Genomic DNA, 22,733 nt, shown 5'->3' with positions numbered 1-22,733 from the left:
CGGGCCTTTTTATCTGGCGGTTCAGCAAGGCCTTACCAAACGGCCAGCTCAGCTGTTGTGCGTGCCGACGATCTGGTCGCCTTCCATCTTGGTGAAGGGCACGAAAGGCACCACCTTGCCATTATAGATGTCTGAGCGGACGATGTTGAACGTGCCGTCGGCGAGCTGCTCTTTGATCACCTTGAGTACGTGCTGGGCGCCTGGCGGACCGACCGGTATGACCATGACGCCATTCGGCTTGAGCTGCTGCAACAGCGATGGCGGAATGTGGTCGATGCCGCAGGTGACGATGATCTTGTCGAACGCCCCAACACTTTCCCAGCCGTAGTAGCCATCGGCGTTGCGGCTGGTGACCGAGCCGAACTCGCTGTAGCCGCGCTCGATCAGCGCGTCATAGGTGCGGCGGGTGCGCTGCGCCAGCGGATTGATGATCTCGATCGTGTGCACCTTGTCGGTCAGGTTGGCCAGATAGGCCGACTGGTAGCCGGAGCCGGTGCCGATCTCGAGCACGGATTCGCCGAGCTTGACATCGATGGCCGTCGTCATGCGTCCAACCAGATGCGGGCCGGAAATGGTCACGCCATAGCCGATGTCGAGGAAGGCGTGATCATAGGCGCGCGCCAGATTCTGCGGCAGGACGAACTCCTCGCGCGGCGTCAACAGGAAGGCGCGCTTGTTGCGGTCGTCCAGCACGTCCTTGTTGTAGACCATGATCTGGAAGCGATCGAAGCGCTCGGCCAGCAACTTCGGGTCCTCGCCGCGATTGGCCACCATCCACTCGATGAACGCCTTCTTGTCGTTCACCGGCACTTCGGCGTTGCGATCATACGGCACCGGCACACCAGCCCTAGCGGCGCCCGGAAGAATGGAAAATGCCGCCGCCCCCGCCGACAGCGTCAAGAAGTCCCGACGCTTCATTAAAAAGCCTCCAAAAGTGGCCTTTGCCACCTCAAACCCAAGCATTTCAATCCGATTGCACTGCCTCCCAAAACGAGTCAATGGCCGTCGAGGGGCAACCGTCCGGGCGATGATTTTGTGGCTGGCGGGCAACAGTTTTGCCGGTGCCGACGGCCTGTTCAGCAGCACTCAATGGCGCGCGACATTGTCGCATGACTCGCTGAACGGCCTTTTTGGTAAATTAGCAAAGGCTGTTTTGCTTGACTTGGGCGGCAAAAACAGGCAGCAAAACAGCATTGGAGGGGCTCCAATGCCGCGTTGATAGTCGTGGACAAGCCTTTTGAGGCAAAAAGTCCACGTCGCTCGTTTGGTTTTGAGAGGGATTGATTAACCAACTTTGTCCATATTTTGAAGCAATCGGCAACTAACGACAGGCGCGATAAACGCGTCGGGGACCACCTGGGATCACTCACAGAATGGTCGTCGCGGCTATCACAGCCGCGGACGTGGGAGCCGATTGGAGCAAGATTGGTGCATGGCGTTCTTGAGTAAAAAAATTGGCGGGGACGAGCGTTGGGACGGCGAGACCGCCTGCGACGCGCCACGGTCCTCTTCCTTCAACCCTGAACGGATCGTCCGCTGGGTCGCGGTGCCCGGTGTCAGCGCGGCCATTGGCCTGTGGCTGGTCGGTACCATGGCTGGCCTGAGTTCCGTCGGCGCCTCGCTGTCGGCGACATCAGGCGGCCTGCCGCAGACGCTTTCGATGACGGGGGCGCTTGCCCTTGCCGATCCGTTGAAGCAGCGCTTTCTGACATCTTCGGCGCCGTTCGTGCTGGCCAGTGCCCATGGCGGCACGCAGGCGCTGCATGATCATGCCGTGCAATGCGGCGCGAGTTGCTTCAAGCTGGCTGCGTTAAACCCGCAGGCTGAGAAATCCGCTCGCCTCGTGGCACAGGCAAAGCCAGCCCCGATGGTTGTAAAGTCGAAATCGCAAGAGCGTTTCGAGCGCATGGCGGCGTCGCTGTCGCCGGCCAAGCTCGCCGCTGCCTTTGCCGGCGCCGGAAAACCTGTCGTCGCGGCCGACGCATCCGCGCGCCCGGTCATTTCCACCGTTGCGCCGCAAATTGCTCAAGCGTCCCTGGTCCCGTCCGTCAAGGTCATGGCCAGCCTGTCGGATGACATGCCGGCTCCAGCGGCCGAACGCTTCGCCCGGATGGATACCGGCTCCGTCGTCGTGCAGACGGCGCCGCGGCCGATGGGCTTTGCCCAGTCGGACGCACAGACGCCAGACAACGCACAGCTGGCGCTTGCCCTCGTCCAGTCGCTGCCGGTCGACGACGAGGCGTTCGCCTCGCCACTGCCGATTGAGGAATCCTCGGCCGATATCGCGGTTTCGCCTGTCGAAACCCCGCAGGCACAGCCCGGCGATGCCGCCTCGCTGCCGGATGCGCTGACCGACGACGTGCCGTTGCCGACCCGGCGCCCCCAGTTCGACGCGCCGCAGCAGCCAAAGGTCGTGCAGCAGTCGACAAAGCCCATCCAGCAGCAGTCGAAGCCCGTTCTGCAGCAGAAGCCTGCCCGTGAGACGGTTCAACAGGCCCAGCCGTCCAGGCCGGCGCGGCAAGGCAGGCCGGGCGACGGCGACGTACTGGCCTATGCCAAGCCCGACACACCTTCCGGCGGCCTCGGCAAGGCATTCAGGAACCTGTTCAACGCGCCAGGGTCCAGCAGCGGAGCCGGCAATGGCGTCGCCGTGTACGACATCAGCGCCGGGACCGTCTACATGCCTGACGGCTCGAGGCTCGAGGCGCATTCGGGCGTTGGCGCCATGGCGGACCAGCCGCGCTATGCCGATCAGAAGAACCGCGGACCGACACCGCCCAACACCTACAATCTGTCGCTGCGCGAGTCGCGCTTTCATGGTGTGGAGGCTTTGCGCCTGACACCGGTCGATGGCCGCAACAAATACAATCGCGACGGCCTGCTGGCCCATACCTACCTGCTTCGGGGCCGCTACGCCCAGTCGAGCGGTTGCGTCGCCTTCAAGGACTATGCGCGCTTCCTCGCCGCCTTCAAGAAGGGCAAAATCAAGCGCCTCGTAGTGGTGCCGCGCCTGTCGTCTTCGCCGACGCGGGTCGCATCCGCCGCCAGGGGCGCGTAACGCCAAAACGCATTCGGTCACACCCTGTCGCTTGCTCCTGACAGCCTTCTGTCAGGAGCCGCATTGGGCGAAGCGCCTCCCTTCATCCCACTCTTTCCATTTTGGCCAGGAAATCCCATATTCGGGACATGGCCAGATCCCCCGATAAGAAAACGCCGCCGACGGCGAGTGACGACCGCGCCGCGCCGAAGCGGCGCAGCCCGCTGACCGATTTCCTCGACGCCTCGGAGCCGCTGCACAAGGGCGGCTTCGCCGAGATGCCGCAGGCCGAACTGTCGGGCACGCCGCTGGCTGGTTCGATCGCCGATTGGGCCGAGCAGATCGAGCAGGAAGCCGAGAAAGAGGGGCGCCTCGGCAGCAGGAGCGACGGCGGAAAATCGCCGAAGCCGTCGAAAAAGATCCCCGAGCGTTCGTCGTCGCCCGGCCGCACGGCGCGCGGCACCTCGATGGGTGGCGCGGCGACAGCGAGGGAGCGCACGGCCGCCGGCCTCAACCCGGTCGCCGGCCTCGACATCTCGCTGGAAGAAGCCGAGACGATGACCTCGAGCGGCGTCACCGCCACGGTGGCCGCGCTGTCGGCGCTGATCGAATCCGGCAATCCCCTGCACAAGGATGGCGTGTTGTGGACGCCGCACCGCCCTGCCCGCCCGGAAAAATCCGAAGGTGGCATCGCCATCAAGATGGTGTCGGACTTCGAACCGGCCGGCGACCAGCCGACGGCGATCAAGGATCTTGTCGAAGGCGTCGACAACAGCGATCGCACCCAGGTGCTGCTCGGCGTCACCGGCTCCGGAAAAACCTTCACCATGGCCAAGGTGATCGAGGAGACGCAGCGCCCTGCCCTGATCCTGGCGCCGAACAAGACGCTGGCCGCACAGCTCTATTCCGAGTTCAAGAAATTCTTCCCCGAAAACGCCGTCGAGTATTTCGTCTCCTACTACGACTATTACCAGCCGGAGGCCTACGTTCCGCGCACCGACACGTTCATCGAGAAGGAGTCCTCGATCAACGAGCAGATCGACCGCATGCGCCATTCGGCGACGCGCTCGCTGCTCGAGCGCGACGACGTCATCATCGTTGCCTCCGTGTCCTGCATCTACGGTATCGGTTCGGTCGAGACCTACACGGCAATGACCTTCCAGATGCAGATCGGCGACCGGCTCGACCAGCGAGCGCTGCTCGCCGACCTCGTCGCGCAGCAGTACAAGCGCCAGGACGTCAACTTCGTGCGTGGCTCGTTCCGCGTGCGTGGCGACACGATCGAGATCTTTCCGGCCCACCTTGAGGATCGCGCCTGGCGCATCTCGATGTTCGGCGACGAGATCGAGCAGATCACCGAGTTCGACCCGCTGACCGGGCAGAAGACCGGCGAGTTGAAGAGCGTCAAGATCTACGCCAACTCGCACTATGTGACACCGCGCCCGACCCTCAACCAGGCGATCAAGTCGATCAAGGAAGAGCTCAAGCACCGGCTGGTGGAACTTGAGCGTGCCGGCCGGCTGCTCGAAGCACAAAGGCTGGAACAGCGCTGCCGCTTCGATCTGGAGATGCTCGAAGCCACCGGCTCCTGCGCCGGCATCGAGAACTATTCGCGCTATCTCACCGGCCGCCAGCCGGGCGATCCGCCGCCGACGCTGTTCGAATACATTCCCGACAACGCGCTGGTCTTCATCGATGAAAGCCACGTCACCGTGCCGCAGATCGGCGGCATGTATCGCGGCGACTTCAGGCGCAAGGCGACGCTGGCAGAGTATGGCTTCCGCTTGCCGTCCTGCATGGACAACCGGCCGCTGCGCTTCGAGGAATGGGATGCCATGCGCCCGCTCTCCGTCGCCGTTTCGGCAACGCCGGGAGGTTGGGAGATGGAACAGGCCGGCGGCGTCTTCGCCGAGCAGGTCATTCGCCCGACCGGCCTGATCGACCCGCCGGTCGAAGTGCGCCCGGCCAAGAGCCAGGTCGACGATGTCGTCGGCGAGATCCGCGACACCACCAAGGCTGGCTACCGCACGCTGGTCACCGTTTTGACCAAGCGGATGGCCGAGGACCTCACCGAATATCTGCACGAGCAAGGCATCCGCGTGCGTTACATGCACTCCGACATCGATACGCTGGAACGCATCGAGATCCTGCGCGACCTGCGCCTCGGCGCCTTCGACGTGCTGGTCGGTATCAACCTCTTGCGCGAGGGTCTCGACATTCCCGAATGCGGCTTCGTCGCCATTCTCGATGCCGACAAGGAAGGTTTTTTGCGTTCGGAAACCTCGCTGATCCAGACTATCGGCCGCGCCGCCAGAAACGTCGACGGCAAGGTCATCCTCTATGCCGACCAGGTCACCGGCTCGATGGAACGGGCGATGGCAGAGACCGGCCGCCGCCGCGAAAAGCAGATGGAGTGGAACGCGGCCAACGGCATCACCCCGGAATCGGTCAAGTCGCGCATCTCGGACATCCTGGATTCGGTCTACGAAAAAGACCATGTCCGCGCCGACATCTCGCAGTTCACCGACAGCGCCGGCGCCATGATGGGCAACAATCTCAAGGCCCATCTCGACGCCATGGACAAGCAGATGCGCGACGCCGCCGCCAATCTCGATTTCGAGAAGGCGGCCCGCATCCGCGACGAGATCAAGCGGCTGCGCGAGATGGAACTGTCGATCTCCGAAGACCCGCTGGCGCGCGAGATGGAAGGCCAAAGTCCCGCCTCGGGCCGCGAAAAGGGCAAGCACAACAAGGGCGTGGCCAAACATCGTACGACGGAGGAACAGGAGCGTTTCCGCAAGCTCGACGAAGCACGTGCCGCCGAAGAGGCGGCCAAGGCTGCCCGGCCCAACCTCTTCCGCAAGCCGGCGCTCGACGCCATGGGTCCGGGCACCGACATGCCGACGCCCGCAGGCGCGGTGTCCCGTTCGCTGTTCAAGAAGCAGTCGGCCGAAGAGGCGCACGGTTCCGATTTCGGCATACCCGGCGACGCCACCAAACCGCTGTTCAAGAAGAACTCGCTCGATGAGATGACGGTGCGGCGGACCGAGACACCCATCGAGGGCGACAAACCGGTCAAGCGCGAGCGCGCCGGCATTGGCTCCTATGAGGATCCCGGCGACGCCCGCCGCGAAAAGCGTCGGCCGGGCAAGACGGGCAGGCCGGGACGGTAGGAGGCTCGCCCCTTCTTCCCTGTGGGAGAAGGCAGGCGCGTCACCGTCGGCGCATTGACATTTTCGCTTGGCAACCCCTGAACAGTCTGCCTGGACCATGCGCCAGCCCTTGTCAGTTGCCGGTCGAAACGATACGGGCCGTGGCAGCTTCTCTCCTTCCACCTGCAAGCGCCACGGCCCTCCACACAATGAAGCCCAAGGACATCGCCGCCTACGTCTTCCTGGCCGTCACCTGGGGGCTGTCGTTCCTGGTGCTGCTCAAGGTGGTGCATGCCTTCGGCTGGATCGGTGCGGTGACCTTGCGTTCGCTGATCGCCGGCATCACGCTTCTGCTGCTGGCGGTGGCAACGAGGCCGGCTCGACTTCAGCGCCGGCTGGTCGCACTTCGCCATGGTCGGCGCGACGACGGTCGCGGCACAGTTGATCGGCCTGTCCTATGCCACACCGCGCATCGGCACGGCGATGGCGGCCATCCTCGTTGCCGCCATCCCGCTGTTCTCGATGATCATCGGCCAGTTGTGGGGACTTGAGCGCATCACCGTCCGCGGGCTGGCCGGGCTGCTGCTCGGTGCCGCCGGTATCATCATTCTCGTCGGCTTCCCGGCAGTGCCCGTCACGACATCCTTCGCGCTAGGTTGTGCCGCATCGCTGTTCAGTTCCTTCTCGGCGGCCTTCGGCAGCAACTATGCCAACCGCCATCTGCGCTCGGCCGGCTCGCTCGAACTCACCAGCGCCGCCTTCCTCTTCGGCGGACTGATGACGCTGCCGCTCCTACTGGCCGTGCCGGTGCCGGCGATGCCGCGCGCCATCGACTTCCTCTATCTCGCTATCCTTGCCTGCGTCAGGAGCGCAATGACCTATGACGTCTATTTCCGCCTGGTCGCCAGCATCGGCGCCACCAGGACGATCAGCGTCGAATTCGCCGTGACCGTGATCGCCGTACTGGTCGGCACGGTCATGCTCGGCCCTCGTCCAGGCCTTCGGCGCGGTGGCGATCATCGCCGGCTGCGTGCTGGTGCTGGACCCGTTCCCGCGCCGGATGAAAGCGGCAGCCTTGCCATCGGCCTCGCCCTTGGTGTAGTCATCTCCCGTACTCGAACGTCTTGAAAGGAGGGCTCACGTGTTTACGTTTTTTCGTCACCATCGTCAGCGTGGCCCGATTTCTGCCCTGCGAGCTAGCTTGCAGGGCTGACCAGGGACGGTCCGGGTTTTTCCCGCTTCGATTTTTTTGGTCTGCCCTTCGTGGTGTTGCAACGCCGAGCCTGATGGCCTGCACGCGCACCGTCAAAGTGCATTGAACCGGACTTGGCTCCGGCAAGACCAGAGAAATCAAAATGGCCCTGATCAGCCTCAAATCCCTCGGCGTCACCATGAGTGCGCCGCTCTTTGCCAATCTCGACCTCACCATCGGCACCGGCGACCGGCTCGGCATCGTTGCCGCCAATGGCCGCGGCAGTCGACCTTGCTGAAATGCTTGACTGGCGAGATGGATCCGACCTTTGGCGACATCAGCCGCACGCGCGGCCTGTGCGTCGGCCATGTCGAACAGTCCGTTGCATCGGCCCTTCTCGACCGTACGTTCCACCAGGTGGTGGCCGACGCCTTGCCGCCCGAGCAGGCCGAAAGCGAGATGTGGCGCGTCGACGTCGTTCTCGATTCGCTCGACGTGCCCGAGCCGATGCGCGAACGGCAAATGCAGGCGCTGAGCGGCGGCTGGCAGCGGCTGGCGTTGATCGCCCGCGTCTGGGTCACCGATCCGGATGTGCTGCTGCTCGACGAGCCGACCAACCATCTCGACCTGACCAGGATCAGCCAGCTCGAAACCTGGCTGAACACGCTGCCGCGCGAGGTGCCCGTCGTCATCGCCAGCCACGACCGCGCCTTCCTCGACGCCACCACCAACCGGACCCTCTTCCTACGCCCGGAACAGTCGCCGGTGTTTGCCCTGCCCTACTCCAGGGCAAGGCAGGCTCTCGACGACGTCGACGCCTCGACGGAGCGCAAGTTCCAGCGCGACATGAAGGTGGCGCAGCAATTGCGCCGGCAGGCCGCCAAGCTCAACAACATCGGCATCAATTCGGGCAGTGAATTGCTGACGGTCAAGACCAAGCAGCTCAATCAGCGCGCCGAGCGCCTGGAAGAGGCGGCTGCCCCGGCGCATCGCGAGAAATCGGCTGGCGCGATCAGGCTCGCCAATCGCGGCACCCACGCCAAGGTGCTGATCACGCTCGAGGACGCCGCAGTGGAAACCCCTGATGGAGCGCTGCTGTTCAGGACCGGCAAGCGCCACATCTGCCAGGGGCGATCGCATTGTCCTGCTCGGCCGCAACGGCGTCGGCAAGTCGCGCTTCATCACCCTGATCAGCAACGCCATCCTCGAGCCAGAGACGGTGCAGAACGTGAAGGTGACGCCGTCGACCGTGCTTGGCTACAGCGACCAGTCGCTGTCGGGCATCGGCGGCGACGACACGCCGCTGGCGATGGTCTCGCGCCGCTACGATGTCGGCGAACAGCGCGCCCGCTCGCTGCTCGCCGGCGCCGGCGTCGGCATCGATATGCAGGAGCGCCGGATTGGCGTGCTGTCCGGCGGTCAGAGGGCGCGGCTGATGATGCTGGCGCTCAGGCTCGCCAACCCCAATTTCTATCTGCTCGACGAGCCGACCAACCATCTCGACATAGACGGCCAGGAAGCCCTGGAAGCGGAGCTGCTGGCGCATCAGGCAAGTTGCGTGCTCGCCTCGCATGACCGCTCCTTCATCCGCGCCATCGGCAACCGCTTCTGGCTGATCGAGAAACGGCGGCTGACCGAAGTCGAGGACCCGGAAGAGTTCTTCCGTACCGTAGCGGAGGGATCGAATTGACGACAATACAGAAACGCGGGCCGACACTGCCAATAGTGCTGGCCCACAAGGAAATATTAGCCCGCAATAATACTTTTCCATCGCCTGAAAAAGGCGCATCCTGACACCTCGCGAACCGAGGGAGGAAAACGGTCATGCGCGGGATGGACGTCGTCAAGAACCTTTATGATGCTTATGCAAAACGCGACATCGTGGGCGCGCTGGGCCACTGTTCCGACGATGTCGTCTTCCGCTGGGTCGCAGAACCGCATGCACCTTTCATCGCCGCAGGCAACGGCAAACAGCAATTCCTTGACCGCCTCATGTCGCTGGACAAGGATTTCGAATACCGGAGCTTCGTCCCGATGGACTACATCGACGGTGGCGACAAGGTTGCGGCGCAGGTCGAAATCCATCGGACGCGCAGAACCACCGGCCAGGAGCTTGTCATGCATACCGCTGACTTCTGGACGATACGCGACGGCAAGATCATCGCGATGGTGGAGTATTACGACACCGCGCTGGCCGCCTCGGTCCTCTGAAATAATTTCGGCGCTCTGTCGGATCGTCTGAACCTGCCGCGTCCTTGGGATGCCGACACGATGATGCCGGCGCCAACCCAGGGAGAGCATATCATGTCGGTCCTTTCATCCATCGGTCGTATCGCAACCCAATATGCGGCGGCACGTGCCCGCCATCGCAGCGAACGCATCCTGCTCTCGCTGCCCGCCGAATTGCGCAAGGACATCGGCTTTCCGGAACTCTTCGACGCGCAGAACAGCCGCCGCGCGGCCACCTTCTCGGCCAAGGTCATATGACCGCGACCAGCCTGCCTCTGCCTCTGCCTCTGCCTCTGTCGCTCAATCCCGCCGGTTGCCCGGTCTGTCCGGGCCCGGCCGAGAAAAATTTCGCGGCCCTGTAGGATTGCCGTCACCTCATGCGTCCTATGGTTGGCAAGGCCAAGCCAAACGCAAAGAGGAGCAAGACATGACTGACCAGACCCCCGTTCAGTCCGCGCCGAAAGTGCTCGGCGGATTGACCCCCTATCTGCAGGTGGACGGCGCCTTCAAGGCGGCTGAATTCTACAAGAAGGCCTTCGGCGCCGAGCAGGTGTTTGCCTATCCGCCGGACGAAAAAGGCCGCACCATGCACATCCATCTCTACATCAATGGCTCGACGCTGATGCTGGGCGACGCCTACCCCGAGCACGGCCACCCGCATCAGAACCCGCAGGGCTACACCATGCAGCTGCATCTCCAGGACGACACCATCGAAAGCTGGTGGCAGCGCGCCATCGACGCCGGCTGCGAAGAAGTGGTGCCGCTGCAGGTGATGTTCTGGGGCGACCGCTGGGGCCAGCTGCGTGACCCCTTTGGTGTTGCCTGGGCGATGAACGCCCCGGTGAAGTAATAGGCGAGCAACAGCACCTCTTTCCCCAGGAGTGATGCGCTCACCTGCGCCGGGCCGCGTCCCTGCAGGCTCGGCGCCCGATTTTCAGCAAGAGGAATATGCCATGTCCTATGTCGATGGTTTCGTGCTTGCCGTGCCCAAGGCCAAACTCGACGACTACAAGAGGCTGGCCAACCTCGCAGGCCCCATATGGATGGAACACGGCGCGCTCGCCTATGTCGAATGTATCGGCGACGACGTGCCCTATGGCGAGGTCACCTCGTTTCCGCGTGCCGTTCAGGCAACTGACGACGAGATCGTCGTCTTCGCCTGGGCGGTCTATGAATCCAGGCAAAGCCGAGACACGGTGATGGCCAAGGTGATGGCCGACCCGCGTTTGACACCCGATTTGGGGGCCCATGCCGTTCGATATGAAGCGCATGATCTTCGGCGGCTTCCAGCCCTTCATCGAGCTTTGAGCAACTGAGCCCCCATCGCTTCGTCATCCTATGGCGGAGCAAGGTGCGAAGCGACGCGGCGCAGACCATAGGATCCATGCCGTTACGTTAAAGCATTGAAAACGGTGAAGAATTCCGCTCCGCTGCATCCTTCGATCGAGGTCCCGGAATGGATCCTCGGGTCTGCGCGACGCCGCTTCGCGGCTGCTCCGCCCGTGGATGACGAAGCTGGGGTTAATCTGCCACCCGCGCGCTAATCCAGCCTATCCAGCAGCGGCTTGAGCCGATCGCCATAGCGCTTCCATAGATCGACCGAGCCCTGATACATCGGCTGGCGCACCTGCGCGGCGGATGCCGTGCGCACCGGCCGGTCGGTCTCGTGGAACGACAGCACCGCATCGTTCCACGGCAGGCCGAGATGGGCGATCAGCGCCCGCGTCTGCCCTTCCTGGTCGGCGACGAAATCCTCATAGCGCACATCATGCACCACCCCAGGCAGCACGGCATGCCAATGAGCCATGATGTCGGTGTAGAGGTTGTGGAAATCGGCGAGTTCGCCGAGGTCGTAGCCGTAGCGATGGCTGTCGCCGCGGAAATGCACCTTGTAGATCGACAGGCACGTCGCCGCCGCGTCGCGGGCGCAATGGACGATCTTGGCTTTCGGCAACATCAGATGGAGGAAGCCGACGAGCAGGAAATTGCCCGGCATCTTGTCGGTGACATGCTTGAAGCCGGGATAGCGGGCGTGCAGCATGTCGAGATAGGCTTCGCCGGCCTCGGCAAAAGCCTTGTCGGGCATGTCGGCGATCCCGGCCGGAAAGCCGCCCTTCATGGTCAACGGAAACTGCTTGCCTACCGCCATCTTCAGGATGCTGAGCTCGCCGGCGCCATAGACCTGGGGATGGCTGGCGATGATCTGCTCGATCAGCGTCGTGCCGGAGCGCGGCATGCCGACGACGAAGATCGGCGTGTCGTCGGCAATCGAGCTGGGCTTGTGTTTCTCGAAGAAGCCGGCATCGAAGGTTGCTTTCATGGCCTCGAATTCGGCGCGCGTCCTGGCCGCATCGTAGTCGATGCCCTTGCGGCGGATCGCATTGCCTTCGGCGAAATAGTCGAAGGCCCTGCCATAATCCTTCAGATCGTCATTGGCCTTGCCGAGGCCGAAGGACAGCTGCATGCGCGCCAGGCTATCCTGCGGCGCCTTGGCATGTTGAGCCTCCATGCCGGTCAGTTCGCTGTCGCGCTCCTTCTGGCGCTTGACCTGCGTCAGCATCAGCCAGGCTCTGGCCATGCCGGGGTCGACAGCCAGCGCCTGCCGAAACAGGTCGGCGGCTTCATCGAGCTTGCCCTTTTCCATCAGCCCGACGCCCAGCCCGTGCAGCAGGTCCGCGTCCTTCGGCCGGATGGTCAGCGCCTCGCGGAAGACGGCAATCGCCTCGTCCAGACGTCCGGCTTCTTGCAGCGTTTCGGCAAGTCCGATGCGGGCGCGGACATGGAAGGGATTGCGACTGACCGTGCCGCGATAGATCGCTTCGGCCTCCTCGAACTGGCCGAGCTGCTTCAGCGACGAGCCAAGATTGTCGCGCGCCGCGAGCTGGTCCGGCCGGATATCCACCGCACCGCGAAAGAAATCGATGGCGGCTGCGATGCGGCCGAGATCGCGCATCACCGTGCCGAAATTGTTGAGGAAATCGGGATTTGTGGGCTGCAGGCTCACCGACTGTTCGATGAGATCGAGCCCCTCTTCGCTGCGCCCGGTCTGGTGAAGCAGCAGGCCGAGGAAATGCGCCGCGGCCGCGTGATTGGGCTTGCGCGCCAATACCTGACGGTAAAGCGCCTCGGCTTCCTGCCGTCGCCCGGCCTGATGCAGCTGCAGTGCCTGCTGCACATACTGGTCCAGCCCTAGCGGTGGCTGTCCTCCAGCGCCAGATCTGGCTCCCGCGCCCGCCGCTCTTCTCTGATCTCTGTTAATGGGAAACCTGCCGTGTTTTTCCGCCGGCCGCGATCTAAAGCAATTCCAGGAAAGGTATGAAACGGTTTTCCGTCCGGAATTGCACCAAACAAGGAGATAGAGCGGTTCGGCGTTTCAGTGAAACGATGAACCGATCTAGGCCATCGGCGCATCAGGTTCAAGGCTCGCTTGGTGTCCGTCAACATAGAAGCCGTCAAATCAGCCGGTTGGTCTCCGCAACCTGCCTTGCACGTCGGCGCGTTCCGTCGGTATCGGCGACCCTTCGCTTTGCCGCTTCGTCACTCCTGACGGTCAGCCGCGGCGACAGAATGGGCGTTGCCGTCGCTGGTTTTGCCAATGGGCCGATCGCGACTGTGACTCCTGCCGATGTTGTTTCGTTAATCATGAAATCTCGTCCTTCCATACGCAAATAAAATGAAAATACCGGGAGAAATTTTCCCGCCTGTCGTCAAATAATTTTTGATATCTCTGGGCTTGTACCATCGTTTTTCTGAAAGTTACAGAAAGCAATTTTCTGAGCAGAGCCCGATTTTTATTTTAAATCGCCTTGATAAAATTGCGGAGATGGCCTAGATATACAGGATCGCTTTGGGTAGAATTGGCACCTCGCGGCGTCAGAGGTTCTCGACCCGCCAATCTCATTCCAAATCACCGATACTGGCCGCGTTTCGCGACCGCTTCTCACCCCTCGAAAGACCCACATGAACACCGGAACCGTAAAGTTCTACAATGGCCAGAAGGGCTTCGGCTTCATTCAGCCGACCGATGGCGGCAAGGACGTTTTCGTCAGCGCGCTGGAGCGCGCCGGCTTTCCTGGCCTCGCCGAAGGCCAGAAGCTGCAGTTCGAGTTGGAGCGTGACACCCAGGGCCGCGAATCGGCCGCCAATTTGCAACTGATCTGATCCGGCCGAATTCGATGAACGCTGACCACGGATGTACTGGCAGCTCTCGAAAGCGGCTTATTTCCAGCGATTGCCGGAAATAGGAAAGCGGGGCTCGTCCCCGCTTTTTTGCTTTTCAGGGCCGCTGCGGAAGCATCAAGGCAAGACAATGACCGATCGCACCACCCACTCCATCGCCCATTTCGCGGCACCGTTCGTGCTCGGCGGACTGGAAGGGCAGCTGCCGGCCGGCGACTACGACATCGATCACGACGAAGAGGTGATCGAGGGCATGTCGCGGCTTGCCTGGCGACGCGTCGCCACTTTCATCCATCTGCCGGCAAGGGCAGTGAAAAATCCGACCACCAGCCAGCTTGTCGCCATCGATTACCTCGAACTCGAAACAGCGCTGAAGCGCGACAGGGAGAATGCAGCATGATCCGTTTCCAGCAGAATGCGCGCCCGCGCACCGACACGCCCTCGCACCAGTTTGCGATCGGTCAGACTGTCCGCATGAAGAGCCGCACCGGCCTCGTCCAGAAAACCGCGGAACTGTTCCAGATCAAGAGCAGGCTTCCGGTCAAGGACGGCTCGCCGCAATACCGCATCCGCAGCGAGCAGGAGACCCATGAGCGGGTCACCACGGAAGACAATCTCGAACCGGCCGACAACCCGGTTGTCACTGACAACCCGCTTGTCGCTGACAATCCGGTCGTCTGAGCGCCCAGCAAAGCCACGCCAACACGCTACAGGAGCACGACATGTCCAAAGGTCAACAGCGAAGCAATCGCGAAACGCGCAAGCCGAAGAAGGACAAGGTCGTGGCCAAGCCAGCCTCCCCGTTCGGCTCGTCGGTCAAGCAGGCCGAGAGTAGCCTGAAGCCGAAGTCGAAGGGCTGACCAGCCCAGGGGCGCCTCGTGCGTCCCCCGTCGCCCACTTTGTGAGGCGACGGACTGACACGACACGTTTGCGCAACACCCCGCACACGGAGGCGCGGTTGAACTTCATCATCGAGTTCTACCGGTCGCGCGACGCCGACGAAGCCACGCTCGACAAGGTATCGCTGGAAGCGCCGAACCTGCGCGCCGCCCTCCAGGGCGCCACCGCGCTGTTTCACACGCTGGCCATGCCGCAAATCCCCGATCGCCTGCGCATTTCCGACGAGGACGGCAGCGAGCTGTACGCCGGCCCTGCCGACGGTGCGTATCCGGCGGAGGTGTGAGCGAACGCATCGGCTTTCCCTTCTTCCCTTTGTGGGAAAAACCAAAACACACCCAGTTCCCTTCAGCACGGTCCGCCGTCGATGACGCGATAGTCCGCGGCGCGGGCTTCGCAGGCATTGGGGAAGGTGCGCAGTTCGCCATGCCGGCGCGCGCACACGGGAGCATATTCGCGGGTGCAGAACGTCTGCTCTTCGCCACCGCTACCGTCGCGGCACGGACCGTCGCGCAGGATGCGGTAGCCGGCCCGGTCGGCAAGGCAGGCATTGGCAAAGGTCTGCCGGTCGCCGCCGCGCCGGGCGCAGACCGGCTCGTACTGCCTGCTGCAATACTGCGGTTCGGGCCGTGGCGGACGCGGACGCGGCCCTGGTCCCTCATCGACGGCGACGGTGCAGGCGGCAAGAATTGCCGACAGGAACAGGATGGCAAAACCTTGCCGCGAAAAGACTGTCGCCAGAAACGTCATGTTGATCTCTCCCTCAATCCCGTCCCGGGAAGACGATCCTTGCCATTCCATTGCCAAATGCAACCCCCGTTTGCAGCCTCCCGCCGGAAACGATGCGCGGAGCCATGGCACCCATCAGCCCCGTCCCGCTAGCGGCCACGACATCTGGCCCATTCGTGGCTGCGCTCTGGGCCGATGACCCGGCCGGCAACCAAGCCTATGTCGGGCCGCATCGATGCTCAGGTCAGTCGATCCATGCGTCGGGATGCGCCCATTGTGGCGGCCCGCGGCGCTATCTTGCAACCTTCACGTTTCCGTGCGATAAATCCCGTGTTCGGGCATTTGCGACCCGGAGAGCGGAACGTTTTGGACGACCTTTCCCCGATACTGTGAATCTCTGACGGCCCCGTTTTCGGCGGGGGGTTTGACCATGCGCCAATGCATGACTGCCGAAGCAACCACCGGGACTTGCCCATTGCGCCAGGCGGCGGGCAGGACCACCAGACTGAACGGGTGAAGGAGTTTCCCCAATGGCCCAGACCGGCACCGTTAAATTCTTCAACGCGACCAAAGGCTTCGGTTTCATCACGCCCGATGGCGGCGCCAAGGATGTGTTCGTCCATATTTCCGCGATCGAGGCCTCGGGCCTGCGCACGCTCGTCGACGGCCAGAAGGTCACCTTCGACGTCGAGCCGGATCGCATGGGCAAGGGCCCCAAGGCGGTAAACCTCCGCGCTGCCTGAGCCATCGGGCGCCGTGCGTCTCTGACGCATGACGGAGGCTCCAATGCCTGGACCTGGCTTGGAGAGGGATTTGAATTTGAAAGGCGCGGCGGTTTTCGTCGCGCCTTTTTCGTGCCGCGAGTTCTGCCAATGCATGTCGCTCAAAAGTGCGCACTGGCTTTGAGACAACGACATGCATAAGAACAAAGACTTAAAACGGGCGTCGTCTGAATCCCTTCAAACGCGACGCACTTTAGCAGCCCCAAAAACTTTCTCTTGCCGATGGCGCTAAAATAAAGGACAAATTTCCACTCGGGCATTTGCCGGCCCGAGACTGGACTTTATGGGACCAAAGGAGCTTCCCATGCCGCAGACCGGCACCGTCAAATTCTTCAACCATGCCAAAGGCTTCGGCTTCATCACGCCCGATGATGGCGCGAAGGATGTTTTCGTCCATATTTCAGCCGTGCAGGCGTCGGGCCTTCCTGGTCTTGAGGATGGCCAGAAAGTTTCCTTCGACACGGAACCGGACAAGCGTGGCAAGGGCCCGAAGGCCGTCAACCTATCGGTTGGCTGAACCGGCTCCAGACCGGCGACGGCTCCGGCTGAATAGCCCCCGTTCCCTGCAGGGGTCTTTGACGCCTGTTTTGGATATTGTGCGTCGAAATCCGTTCAGCCCCCGTTCAGCCATGGTCGTATATTAGTCTTTGGTAAAGCCGGACCGCATCCCCCGAAACTTGCGCGGGCCGGCACGAAGGAGACCGACATGAATCGAATTTTCAAGACCGCTGTTCTGTCCGCTGCCGTGGTCGCCACCACGCTCGCGACCTTGCCCGCTGCCTACGCGGATGACTGGCGCCATCACGGCCATCACGGCGACGGCGATGCAATCGCTGCCGGCGTCCTCGGGCTCGCGGCCGGCGCGCTGATCGGTGGTGCGTTGGCCAATGACGGGCCCCCGCCCTATGCTGACCGCTACTACGATGACGGTTACTACGAGCGTGACGTCGTGGTCCGCCCGGCACCGGTGCGCCGCTACTATGCAGAACCGAGGGTCGTCTACAATGAAGGCTACGCTCAGCCCTGGACGCGTGACTGGTACGACTATTGCTCGGACCGCTACCGTACCTTCGATGCCCGCACCGGCACGTTCACCGGCAATGACGGCGAACAGCATTTCTGCACGGCGAACTAAGACCAAGGGCTTCCCTGCCCCAAACAAAAGCGCTGACCGCGAGGCCAGCGCTTTTTGTTGTTGGGCTTGACCGTCCCGGATTTCTCTTGAGATCGGCGCCGCCCCTCATCAGCCTGCCGGCACCTTTCCAGCGAAGTACGGGGAGAAGGCATTGGCTGCAACACAGGCGCTCTTAAGTCAGAAAAGGGTTGGTCCGCCGCTCCTCGCCGAAGCGTCCGCCGGGACCATGGCCGCAGATGAAGCCGATGTCGTCGCCGAGCGGCAGGAGCTTGTCCTTGATCGAGGCGATCAGCGCCGCGTGGTTGCCGCCCGGCAGGTCGGTGCGGCCGACCGAGCCCCGAAACAGCACATCGCCGACATGGGCGAACTTGGCCGCGCGGTTGTAGTAGACGACATGGCCAGGCGCGTGGCCAGGACAATGCAACACCTCGAACACATGCGAGCCGAACGACACGGTCTCGCCTTCGGTCAGGAACCGGTCGGGCACGCAGTTGCGCGCGCCGGCGATGCCGTAACGCCTGCCCTGGTTTTCCAGATTGTCGAGCAACGACTTGTCGGCCTCATGCGGGCCGATGATCTCGACGCCGAGCGCCTCCTTCAACTCCATGGCGCCGCCGGCATGGTCGATATGGCCATGCGTTATCCAGATCGCCCCGGCTGATATCGCGTTGTCCTTCAGCACCGCCAGCACCTTGTCGATGTCGCCGCCCGGATCGACGACGACACCCTGCTTGTCGTCCATGTCGAACAGGATGGTGCAATTCTGCTGGAACGGTGTGACCGGCACGATGCCGGCATTGAGCTGACCCATGATCGTCCTTTCGCTATTCCAGCGTGATGTAACGGCGCGGGCGAAGGGCGTCCACCCCTCGACAGACGAACGGTCAGTCGCTCCGAAAACGAAAATGGGCGGCCGAAGCCGCCCACTTAGAACGCCTAGACCGAATAGCTTACTTCTTCATGGCACCCATGACTGCGCCGAGAATGCCGGTCAGGATCGCGCCGCCGCCGGCGCCGCCGACGATGTTGTTGAGGTTCAGCGCGCTGCCGAGACCGCTCGTTGCTGCAGCCGCGGCCGCCGGATCGACCGCGCCGCCGCCAAGCAGGCTGCCGAGGATCGCCGCACCGCCGACGCCGCCAATGGCTCCGCCCAGGATTTTGGGAAGCTGACCCAACGCCGCCGTCTTGAGCGCCGCACCGACCGCCTGACCACCGATGATACCCGTAATCACCTGTACAATGATCGGAAGAAGCGTGTTCATGTCCATATGATTAGTCCCTCCATAGCTGCCAGCCTTCCGGGCCGACATCATCATGAGACGCCGAATTGGACGAAAGTCAAATGCACAAACGCTTAAATAAAAGGGGCGGCCTCAAAACCGCCCCTGCTTGCTCGAAAAGCTGTGACTTTCGTTATTCTGCTGCGATCGCGTGCTTGGGCTGAACCGCTACAGAATAGTCATTCATAAGGTTCTTGGCGATTTCACCGACCTCGAATCGGTAAGGTCCGATCTCCGAAACCGGCGTTACTTCCGCTGCCGTCCCCGTCAGGAAGCATTGCTCGAAGCCTTCCAGCTCTTCCGGCATGATGGCGCGTTCGATCACTTCCAGACCGCGATCCTTGGCCAGTCCGATGACCGTGCGGCGGGTGATGCCGTCGAGGAAGCAGTCGGGCTTGGGCGTGTGGATCTTGCCGTCCTTGACGAAGAAGATGTTGGCGCCGGTCGCTTCCGCGATCTGGCCACGCCAGTCGAGCATCATGGCATCGGCATAGCCCTTGGCCTCGGCGGCGTGCTTGGACATGGTGCAGATCATGTAGAGGCCGGCGGCCTTCGACTTGGACGGCGCCGTGCGCGGGTCGGGCCGGCGCCATTCCGCCACGTCGAGGCGGATGCCTTTCAGCTTCTGCGCCGGATCGAAATAGCTCGGCCACTGCCAGATGGCGATGGCGCAGTTGATGCGGTTGTTCTGCGCCGAAACGCCCATCTGTTCGCTGCCGCGCCAGGCGATTGGCCGGACATAGGCGTCCTGGAAACCCTGCTTCTTCAAAAGCGTGGTGGAAGCGTCGTTGAGTTCGGCCACCGAATAGGGAATCTTGAAGCCGAGCAAGCGCGCCGATTCATGCAGGCGCTCGGTGTGTTCGTTGAGCTTGAAGATCTCGCCGCCATAGGCGCGCTCGCCCTCGAAGACGGCGCTGGCGTAGTGCAGGCCATGGGTCAGTACGTGGATCTTGGCGTCACCCCATTGGACGAACGCGCCATTCATCCAGATGAAGCCGTCCAGTTGATCGAAAGGAACGGATGCCATGGTAACCTCCCGCGGGCGGCAGCCCGCATAGTGTTGTATCGTTGTGTGTTTCGTGTCGGTCGCGCATGGCGGCCTTTATGCTGGAGCGTAGGCGGATAATTGCGCTCTGGCAAACTCAGGAAGTTCCGGAAAAACCGGCCTCTCTTGCCTTTTCGTTCGCAATCCGCCCAAAAGCTTGTCAAAAATTACCATTGCAGGGAAATTACGTCAATAGTACTGACATAATCTCTCTTTCAAGCGGAGAAAAGATGACGGATCGAAGCCACGCAGCCGGGAAACCGATCAGGACGGCGATCACCGACGAGGACGGCATCGACTTCGCCATCATCGAACTGCTCTTCTTCGCCTATCGGGACTTCACCTCCGATCCGGATCAGATCCTGGCCGATTACGGCTTCGGCCGCGCCCACCACCGGGTGCTGCATTTCGTCAACCGCAGGCCGGGCCTGACGGTTGCCGAACTCCTCGACGTGCTGAAGATCACCAAGCAGAGCCTGGCTCGGGTGCTCAAGCAATTGATCGACACCGACCATGTCGTGCAGTTGCAAGGTCCGCGCGACCGCCGCCAGCGCGAGCTCTATCCGACCGCCAAGGGCCGCGCACTGGCGCTGGCGCTGGCGCGGCCACAGTCGCGCCGCATCCATGCTGCATTGGGAGATTCCGGGATAACCGAACGGACCCTGGTTGAACGGTTCCTCGAAGCGATGGTCAATCCGGAACTGAGAGCGCAGATCGACGTTGGGTCCGCAAAAATGTCAGGGAAAAGCCATGGAGAGCACTGAAAGGGTCGATCATGCGGCCGCACCGGACGACGACGCGCCGCATTTGCTCGTCGTCGACGACGACACCCGCATCCGCAATCTTCTCAAGCAGTATCTGACCGAAAACGGCTTTCGCGTCACGGTCGCCGGCAATGCCGGCGAAGCCAGGCGCAAGCTTGCCGGCCTCGACTTCGATCTTCTGATCCTCGACGTGATGATGCCAGGTGAGACGGGCGTCGACCTGACCAAGTCGCTGCGCGCCGAAAAGAACGTGCCGATCCTGATGCTGACGGCGCTGTCGGAAACCGATAGCCGCATCACCGGCCTCGAAGCCGGCGCCGACGACTATCTGCCGAAACCTTTCGATCCGCGCGAGCTGATCCTGCGCATCAACAACATCCTGCGCCGCGGCGGTCCGGCGACAACGCCGAAGGTCGAGCAACTGGTCTTCGGCCCTTACACGTTCCAGATAGCCAGGCGCGAATTGAAGCGCGGCGGCGAGGCGCTGAAGCTGACCGACCGCGAGCAGGAGATCCTGGCGATCTTCGCCGCGCGAGCAGGTGAGACGATCCCCCGCCACGAGCTTGTCGGCGACGATTCTGAAGTCGGCGAGCGCACCATCGACGTCCAGATCAACCGGTTGCGCCGCAAGATCGAGCGCGATCCGTCCAATCCAGTGTGGCTACAGACCGTGCGCGGTATTGGGTATCGGCTCAGCGTGGAATAGAATGCCGCCTGCGGCCGGTCGAACGGTTGCGGGCAAACGAAAAGAGCGAATGGCAACCACGGAACTGCAACAGCCGGGCAATAACGGCTTGAGCGCACGCGCCGCGCGCACGCTGAAGGCGGTGCCGCGTGCATGGAACCGGTTCTGGCGCCTCGTTTCGCTGTATATGCCGAAGCGGCTCTATGCCCGCTCGCTGATCATCGTCATCGCGCCGATGATCCTGCTGCAATCGGTCGTCGCCTTCGTCTTCATGGAACGCCATTGGGCAACCGTGACGCAGCGTCTGTCGCAGGCCACCGTGCGCGACATCGCCGCCATCATCGACATGATCGAAACCTATCCGCACGACGCCGACTACGCCAACATCATCCGGATCGCCCAGGACCGCATGCAGTTGAAGGTCGACCTCTTGCCGCCCGACCCGCTGCCCGCGCCCGGGCCCAAGCCCTTCTTCTCGATCCTCGACGATGTTCTCTCGGCCGAAATCACCCGCCAGATCAACCGCCCGTTCTGGATCGACACGGTCGGCAATTCCAACATCGTCGAGGTGCGCGTCCAGCTTGAGGGCAAGGTGCTGCGCGTCTTCGTGCGCCGCAGCCAGGCCTATGCCTCGAACACCCACATCTTCCTGATCTGGATGGTCGGCACCTCGCTGGTGCTGTTGATGATCGCCATCCCCTTCCTGCGCAACCAGATCCGGCCCATCCTGACGCTCGCCGAGGCGGCCGAAAGCTTCGGCAAGGGCCGGCCGATGCCGCGCGATTTCCGGCCGCGCGGCGCCGAGGAGGTTCGCCGCGCCGGCTTTGCCTTCATCCAGATGCGCGAGCGCATCGAACGCCAGATCGAGCAACGCACCGCCATGCTGACCGGCGTCAGCCATGACCTCAGAACCATTCTCACCCGCTTCAAGCTGCAACTTGCGCTGGCCGGCGGAAAGGCCGAGACCAAGGCGGCGCTCGACCAGGACATCGACGATATGCAGTCGATGCTCGAAGGCTACCTCGCCTTTGCCCGTGGCGAGGCTTCCGAGGATGCCGGGCGGTTCGATCTCGAGGCCTATTTCCAAAAGCTCGACGAGGAAGCCGGATTGCGCAAGCGCAAGCTGTCGACGACGCTTGTTGGCGACCGTGATGTGCATGTGCGGCCGAACGCCTTTGCCCGGCTGCTGTCCAACGTCATCGGCAACGCCTTCCGCTATGCCAGGACGGTGGAGGTCAACGCCAATCATGGCCGCGGCTCGCTGCTGGTCACCATCGACGACGATGGCCCCGGTATTCCGCTCGACAGGCGCGAAGACGTGTTCAAGCCCTTCGTGCGGCTCGACGAAGCTCGCAACCTCGATGCCAGCGGCACGGGGCTCGGCCTGTCGATTGCCCGCGATATCGCACGCAGCCATGGCGGCGACATCACCCTCGACGACAGCCCGCTCGGCGGCCTGCGCGCAGTCATCAAGGTTCCGGCCTGATCGGGGCATGATCTCGAAAAATGGAAACCGGCTTTCTCGGACAAACGGAAACTGTTTATCGAGATATCATGCTTAGCTAGACGACTGCTTCATCCGCCCGTCATGAAACCATGGTGAAGAGCGCGCATGAAGCGCGCGACC

The 22,733-nt window shown here is 62.6% G+C and carries 23 protein-coding genes and 3 pseudogenes; 20 read left to right on the top strand and 6 right to left on the bottom strand.

The window, feature by feature from the left end:
- Positions 1–48: 48 nt before the first annotated feature.
- Positions 49–918, bottom strand: a complete 870-nt coding sequence (locus AC07FD_RS19135) for a protein-L-isoaspartate O-methyltransferase family protein (RefSeq protein WP_095091705.1) — start codon at positions 916–918, stop codon at positions 49–51.
- Between the two features lie 109 nt (positions 919–1,027).
- Between AC07FD_RS19135 and AC07FD_RS19130 the strand changes: the two genes are divergently transcribed.
- The 9 genes and pseudogenes from AC07FD_RS19130 (at position 1,028) to AC07FD_RS19090 (ending at position 10,918) form a co-directional block, all read left to right on the top strand.
- Positions 1,028–1,219, top strand: coding sequence for a hypothetical protein (locus AC07FD_RS19130; RefSeq protein WP_478351112.1), 192 nt, complete (start codon positions 1,028–1,030; stop codon positions 1,217–1,219).
- A gap of 213 nt (positions 1,220–1,432) precedes the next feature.
- Complete coding sequence (locus AC07FD_RS19125) at positions 1,433–3,058, top strand: DUF2778 domain-containing protein (protein WP_478351111.1); 1,626 nt, start codon at positions 1,433–1,435, stop codon at positions 3,056–3,058.
- A 128-nt stretch (positions 3,059–3,186) separates the two neighbouring features.
- Entirely contained in the window at positions 3,187–6,210 is a 3,024-nt protein-coding gene (gene uvrB, locus AC07FD_RS19120) for an excinuclease ABC subunit UvrB (protein WP_478351110.1), read from the top strand.
- 188 nt (positions 6,211–6,398) lie between these two features.
- A pseudogene (locus AC07FD_RS19115) lies at positions 6,399–7,291 on the top strand (DMT family transporter).
- A 253-nt stretch (positions 7,292–7,544) separates the two neighbouring features.
- Positions 7,545–9,071, top strand: a pseudogene (locus AC07FD_RS19110) (ABC-F family ATP-binding cassette domain-containing protein).
- Positions 9,072–9,205: 134 nt separating this feature from the next.
- Positions 9,206–9,592, top strand: a complete 387-nt coding sequence (locus AC07FD_RS19105; RefSeq protein WP_478351109.1) for a nuclear transport factor 2 family protein — start codon at positions 9,206–9,208, stop codon at positions 9,590–9,592.
- Between the two features lie 93 nt (positions 9,593–9,685).
- Positions 9,686–9,868, top strand: coding sequence for a hypothetical protein (locus AC07FD_RS19100; protein ID WP_095091704.1), 183 nt, complete (start codon positions 9,686–9,688; stop codon positions 9,866–9,868).
- Positions 9,869–10,037: 169 nt separating this feature from the next.
- Positions 10,038–10,460 (top strand): VOC family protein, encoded by a 423-nt coding sequence (locus AC07FD_RS19095; RefSeq protein WP_478351108.1) that lies wholly within the window; start codon positions 10,038–10,040, stop codon positions 10,458–10,460.
- A 103-nt stretch (positions 10,461–10,563) separates the two neighbouring features.
- Positions 10,564–10,918: pseudogene (locus AC07FD_RS19090) on the top strand (DUF1428 domain-containing protein).
- Between the two features lie 232 nt (positions 10,919–11,150).
- On the opposite strand, the gene AC07FD_RS19085 reads toward AC07FD_RS19090, so the two are convergent.
- Complete coding sequence (locus AC07FD_RS19085) at positions 11,151–12,785, bottom strand: tetratricopeptide repeat-containing sulfotransferase family protein (protein ID WP_478351107.1); 1,635 nt, start codon at positions 12,783–12,785, stop codon at positions 11,151–11,153.
- 785 nt (positions 12,786–13,570) lie between these two features.
- Between AC07FD_RS19085 and AC07FD_RS19080 the strand changes: the two genes are divergently transcribed.
- The 5 genes from AC07FD_RS19080 (at position 13,571) to AC07FD_RS19060 (ending at position 14,972) form a co-directional block, all read left to right on the top strand.
- Positions 13,571–13,771 (top strand): cold-shock protein, encoded by a 201-nt coding sequence (locus AC07FD_RS19080; protein ID WP_478351106.1) that lies wholly within the window; start codon positions 13,571–13,573, stop codon positions 13,769–13,771.
- A 148-nt stretch (positions 13,772–13,919) separates the two neighbouring features.
- Positions 13,920–14,189, top strand: coding sequence for a hypothetical protein (locus AC07FD_RS19075; protein WP_095090880.1), 270 nt, complete (start codon positions 13,920–13,922; stop codon positions 14,187–14,189).
- Entirely contained in the window at positions 14,186–14,470 is a 285-nt protein-coding gene (locus tag AC07FD_RS19070) for a hypothetical protein (protein ID WP_477300369.1), read from the top strand. The genes AC07FD_RS19075 and AC07FD_RS19070 overlap by 4 nt, the downstream gene beginning before the upstream one ends.
- 41 nt (positions 14,471–14,511) lie before the next feature.
- Positions 14,512–14,649: a hypothetical protein gene (locus AC07FD_RS19065; RefSeq protein ID WP_164482279.1), complete on the top strand. Its 138-nt coding sequence runs from the start codon at positions 14,512–14,514 to the stop codon at positions 14,647–14,649.
- A 98-nt stretch (positions 14,650–14,747) separates the two neighbouring features.
- Positions 14,748–14,972 carry a hypothetical protein gene (locus tag AC07FD_RS19060; protein ID WP_478351105.1) on the top strand — a complete coding sequence of 75 codons (225 nt, stop codon included), beginning with the start codon at positions 14,748–14,750 and terminating at the stop codon, positions 14,970–14,972.
- 62 nt (positions 14,973–15,034) lie between these two features.
- Here AC07FD_RS19060 and AC07FD_RS19055 read toward each other — a convergent pair whose 3' ends face one another.
- Positions 15,035–15,436, bottom strand: a complete 402-nt coding sequence (locus AC07FD_RS19055) for a Kazal-type serine protease inhibitor family protein (protein ID WP_478351104.1) — start codon at positions 15,434–15,436, stop codon at positions 15,035–15,037.
- A 509-nt stretch (positions 15,437–15,945) separates the two neighbouring features.
- Here AC07FD_RS19055 and AC07FD_RS19050 point away from each other — a divergent pair.
- From AC07FD_RS19050 to AC07FD_RS19040, 3 genes are all read left to right on the top strand, one after another.
- Positions 15,946–16,158, top strand: a complete 213-nt coding sequence (locus AC07FD_RS19050) for a cold-shock protein (RefSeq protein WP_006202520.1) — start codon at positions 15,946–15,948, stop codon at positions 16,156–16,158.
- Positions 16,159–16,501: 343 nt separating this feature from the next.
- Positions 16,502–16,714: a cold-shock protein gene (locus AC07FD_RS19045; protein WP_013530020.1), complete on the top strand. Its 213-nt coding sequence runs from the start codon at positions 16,502–16,504 to the stop codon at positions 16,712–16,714.
- Between the two features lie 189 nt (positions 16,715–16,903).
- Positions 16,904–17,332, top strand: a complete 429-nt coding sequence (locus AC07FD_RS19040) for a BA14K family protein (protein WP_478351103.1) — start codon at positions 16,904–16,906, stop codon at positions 17,330–17,332.
- A gap of 172 nt (positions 17,333–17,504) precedes the next feature.
- Here the strand turns inward: AC07FD_RS19040 and AC07FD_RS19035 are convergent, their stop codons facing one another.
- The 3 genes from AC07FD_RS19035 to AC07FD_RS19025 form a co-directional block, all read right to left on the bottom strand.
- The gene (locus tag AC07FD_RS19035; RefSeq protein WP_478351102.1) at positions 17,505–18,143 is read right to left on the bottom strand and encodes an MBL fold metallo-hydrolase; all 639 of its coding nucleotides are present in this window, start codon (positions 18,141–18,143) and stop codon (positions 17,505–17,507) included.
- 139 nt (positions 18,144–18,282) lie between these two features.
- Positions 18,283–18,600, bottom strand: a complete 318-nt coding sequence (locus AC07FD_RS19030; RefSeq protein WP_095091700.1) for a hypothetical protein — start codon at positions 18,598–18,600, stop codon at positions 18,283–18,285.
- A gap of 145 nt (positions 18,601–18,745) precedes the next feature.
- Positions 18,746–19,639: a branched-chain amino acid aminotransferase gene (locus AC07FD_RS19025; RefSeq protein WP_478351101.1), complete on the bottom strand. Its 894-nt coding sequence runs from the start codon at positions 19,637–19,639 to the stop codon at positions 18,746–18,748.
- Between the two features lie 248 nt (positions 19,640–19,887).
- Here AC07FD_RS19025 and AC07FD_RS19020 point away from each other — a divergent pair, with 248 nt between their 5' ends.
- Genes AC07FD_RS19020 through AC07FD_RS19010 form a run of 3 tightly spaced genes read left to right on the top strand, consistent with a single transcriptional unit; the run spans position 19,888 to position 22,592 of the window.
- Positions 19,888–20,421, top strand: a complete 534-nt coding sequence (locus AC07FD_RS19020; protein ID WP_167392346.1) for a MarR family winged helix-turn-helix transcriptional regulator — start codon at positions 19,888–19,890, stop codon at positions 20,419–20,421.
- On the top strand, positions 20,408–21,127 hold the full coding sequence (locus tag AC07FD_RS19015) for a response regulator (RefSeq protein ID WP_095090873.1): 720 nt from the start codon (positions 20,408–20,410) through the stop codon (positions 21,125–21,127). The genes AC07FD_RS19020 and AC07FD_RS19015 overlap by 14 nt, the downstream gene beginning before the upstream one ends.
- Before the next feature lie 49 nt (positions 21,128–21,176).
- Positions 21,177–22,592 (top strand): ATP-binding protein, encoded by a 1,416-nt coding sequence (locus AC07FD_RS19010; protein ID WP_095090872.1) that lies wholly within the window; start codon positions 21,177–21,179, stop codon positions 22,590–22,592.
- Positions 22,593–22,733 lie beyond the last annotated feature (141 nt).

It is taken from the genome of Mesorhizobium waitakense (assembly GCF_056431085.1).
The sequence above is the reverse complement of the archived record's forward strand: the minus strand, read 5'-3'. Positions and strand labels throughout refer to the sequence as shown.

Excerpts from the sequence above, each read along its gene's own strand:
- AC07FD_RS19135 (WP_095091705.1), bottom strand. The coding sequence starts at position 918 with ATGAAGCGTCGGGACTTCTTGACGCTGTCGGCGGGGGCGGCGGCATTT.
- AC07FD_RS19130 (WP_478351112.1), top strand. The coding sequence starts at position 1,028 with ATGATTTTGTGGCTGGCGGGCAACAGTTTTGCCGGTGCCGACGGCCTG.
- AC07FD_RS19125 (WP_478351111.1), top strand. The coding sequence starts at position 1,433 with ATGGCGTTCTTGAGTAAAAAAATTGGCGGGGACGAGCGTTGGGACGGC.
- uvrB (WP_478351110.1), top strand. The coding sequence starts at position 3,187 with ATGGCCAGATCCCCCGATAAGAAAACGCCGCCGACGGCGAGTGACGAC.
- AC07FD_RS19105 (WP_478351109.1), top strand. The coding sequence starts at position 9,206 with ATGCGCGGGATGGACGTCGTCAAGAACCTTTATGATGCTTATGCAAAA.
- AC07FD_RS19100 (WP_095091704.1), top strand. The coding sequence starts at position 9,686 with ATGTCGGTCCTTTCATCCATCGGTCGTATCGCAACCCAATATGCGGCG.
- AC07FD_RS19095 (WP_478351108.1), top strand. The coding sequence starts at position 10,038 with ATGACTGACCAGACCCCCGTTCAGTCCGCGCCGAAAGTGCTCGGCGGA.
- AC07FD_RS19080 (WP_478351106.1), top strand. The coding sequence starts at position 13,571 with ATGAACACCGGAACCGTAAAGTTCTACAATGGCCAGAAGGGCTTCGGC.
- AC07FD_RS19075 (WP_095090880.1), top strand. The coding sequence starts at position 13,920 with ATGACCGATCGCACCACCCACTCCATCGCCCATTTCGCGGCACCGTTC.
- AC07FD_RS19070 (WP_477300369.1), top strand. The coding sequence starts at position 14,186 with ATGATCCGTTTCCAGCAGAATGCGCGCCCGCGCACCGACACGCCCTCG.
- AC07FD_RS19065 (WP_164482279.1), top strand. The coding sequence starts at position 14,512 with ATGTCCAAAGGTCAACAGCGAAGCAATCGCGAAACGCGCAAGCCGAAG.
- AC07FD_RS19055 (WP_478351104.1), bottom strand. The coding sequence starts at position 15,436 with ATGACGTTTCTGGCGACAGTCTTTTCGCGGCAAGGTTTTGCCATCCTG.
- AC07FD_RS19050 (WP_006202520.1), top strand. The coding sequence starts at position 15,946 with ATGGCCCAGACCGGCACCGTTAAATTCTTCAACGCGACCAAAGGCTTC.
- AC07FD_RS19045 (WP_013530020.1), top strand. The coding sequence starts at position 16,502 with ATGCCGCAGACCGGCACCGTCAAATTCTTCAACCATGCCAAAGGCTTC.
- AC07FD_RS19040 (WP_478351103.1), top strand. The coding sequence starts at position 16,904 with ATGAATCGAATTTTCAAGACCGCTGTTCTGTCCGCTGCCGTGGTCGCC.
- AC07FD_RS19035 (WP_478351102.1), bottom strand. The coding sequence starts at position 18,143 with ATGGGTCAGCTCAATGCCGGCATCGTGCCGGTCACACCGTTCCAGCAG.
- AC07FD_RS19030 (WP_095091700.1), bottom strand. The coding sequence starts at position 18,600 with ATGGACATGAACACGCTTCTTCCGATCATTGTACAGGTGATTACGGGT.
- AC07FD_RS19025 (WP_478351101.1), bottom strand. The coding sequence starts at position 19,639 with ATGGCATCCGTTCCTTTCGATCAACTGGACGGCTTCATCTGGATGAAT.
- AC07FD_RS19020 (WP_167392346.1), top strand. The coding sequence starts at position 19,888 with ATGACGGATCGAAGCCACGCAGCCGGGAAACCGATCAGGACGGCGATC.
- AC07FD_RS19015 (WP_095090873.1), top strand. The coding sequence starts at position 20,408 with ATGGAGAGCACTGAAAGGGTCGATCATGCGGCCGCACCGGACGACGAC.
- AC07FD_RS19010 (WP_095090872.1), top strand. The coding sequence starts at position 21,177 with ATGGCAACCACGGAACTGCAACAGCCGGGCAATAACGGCTTGAGCGCA.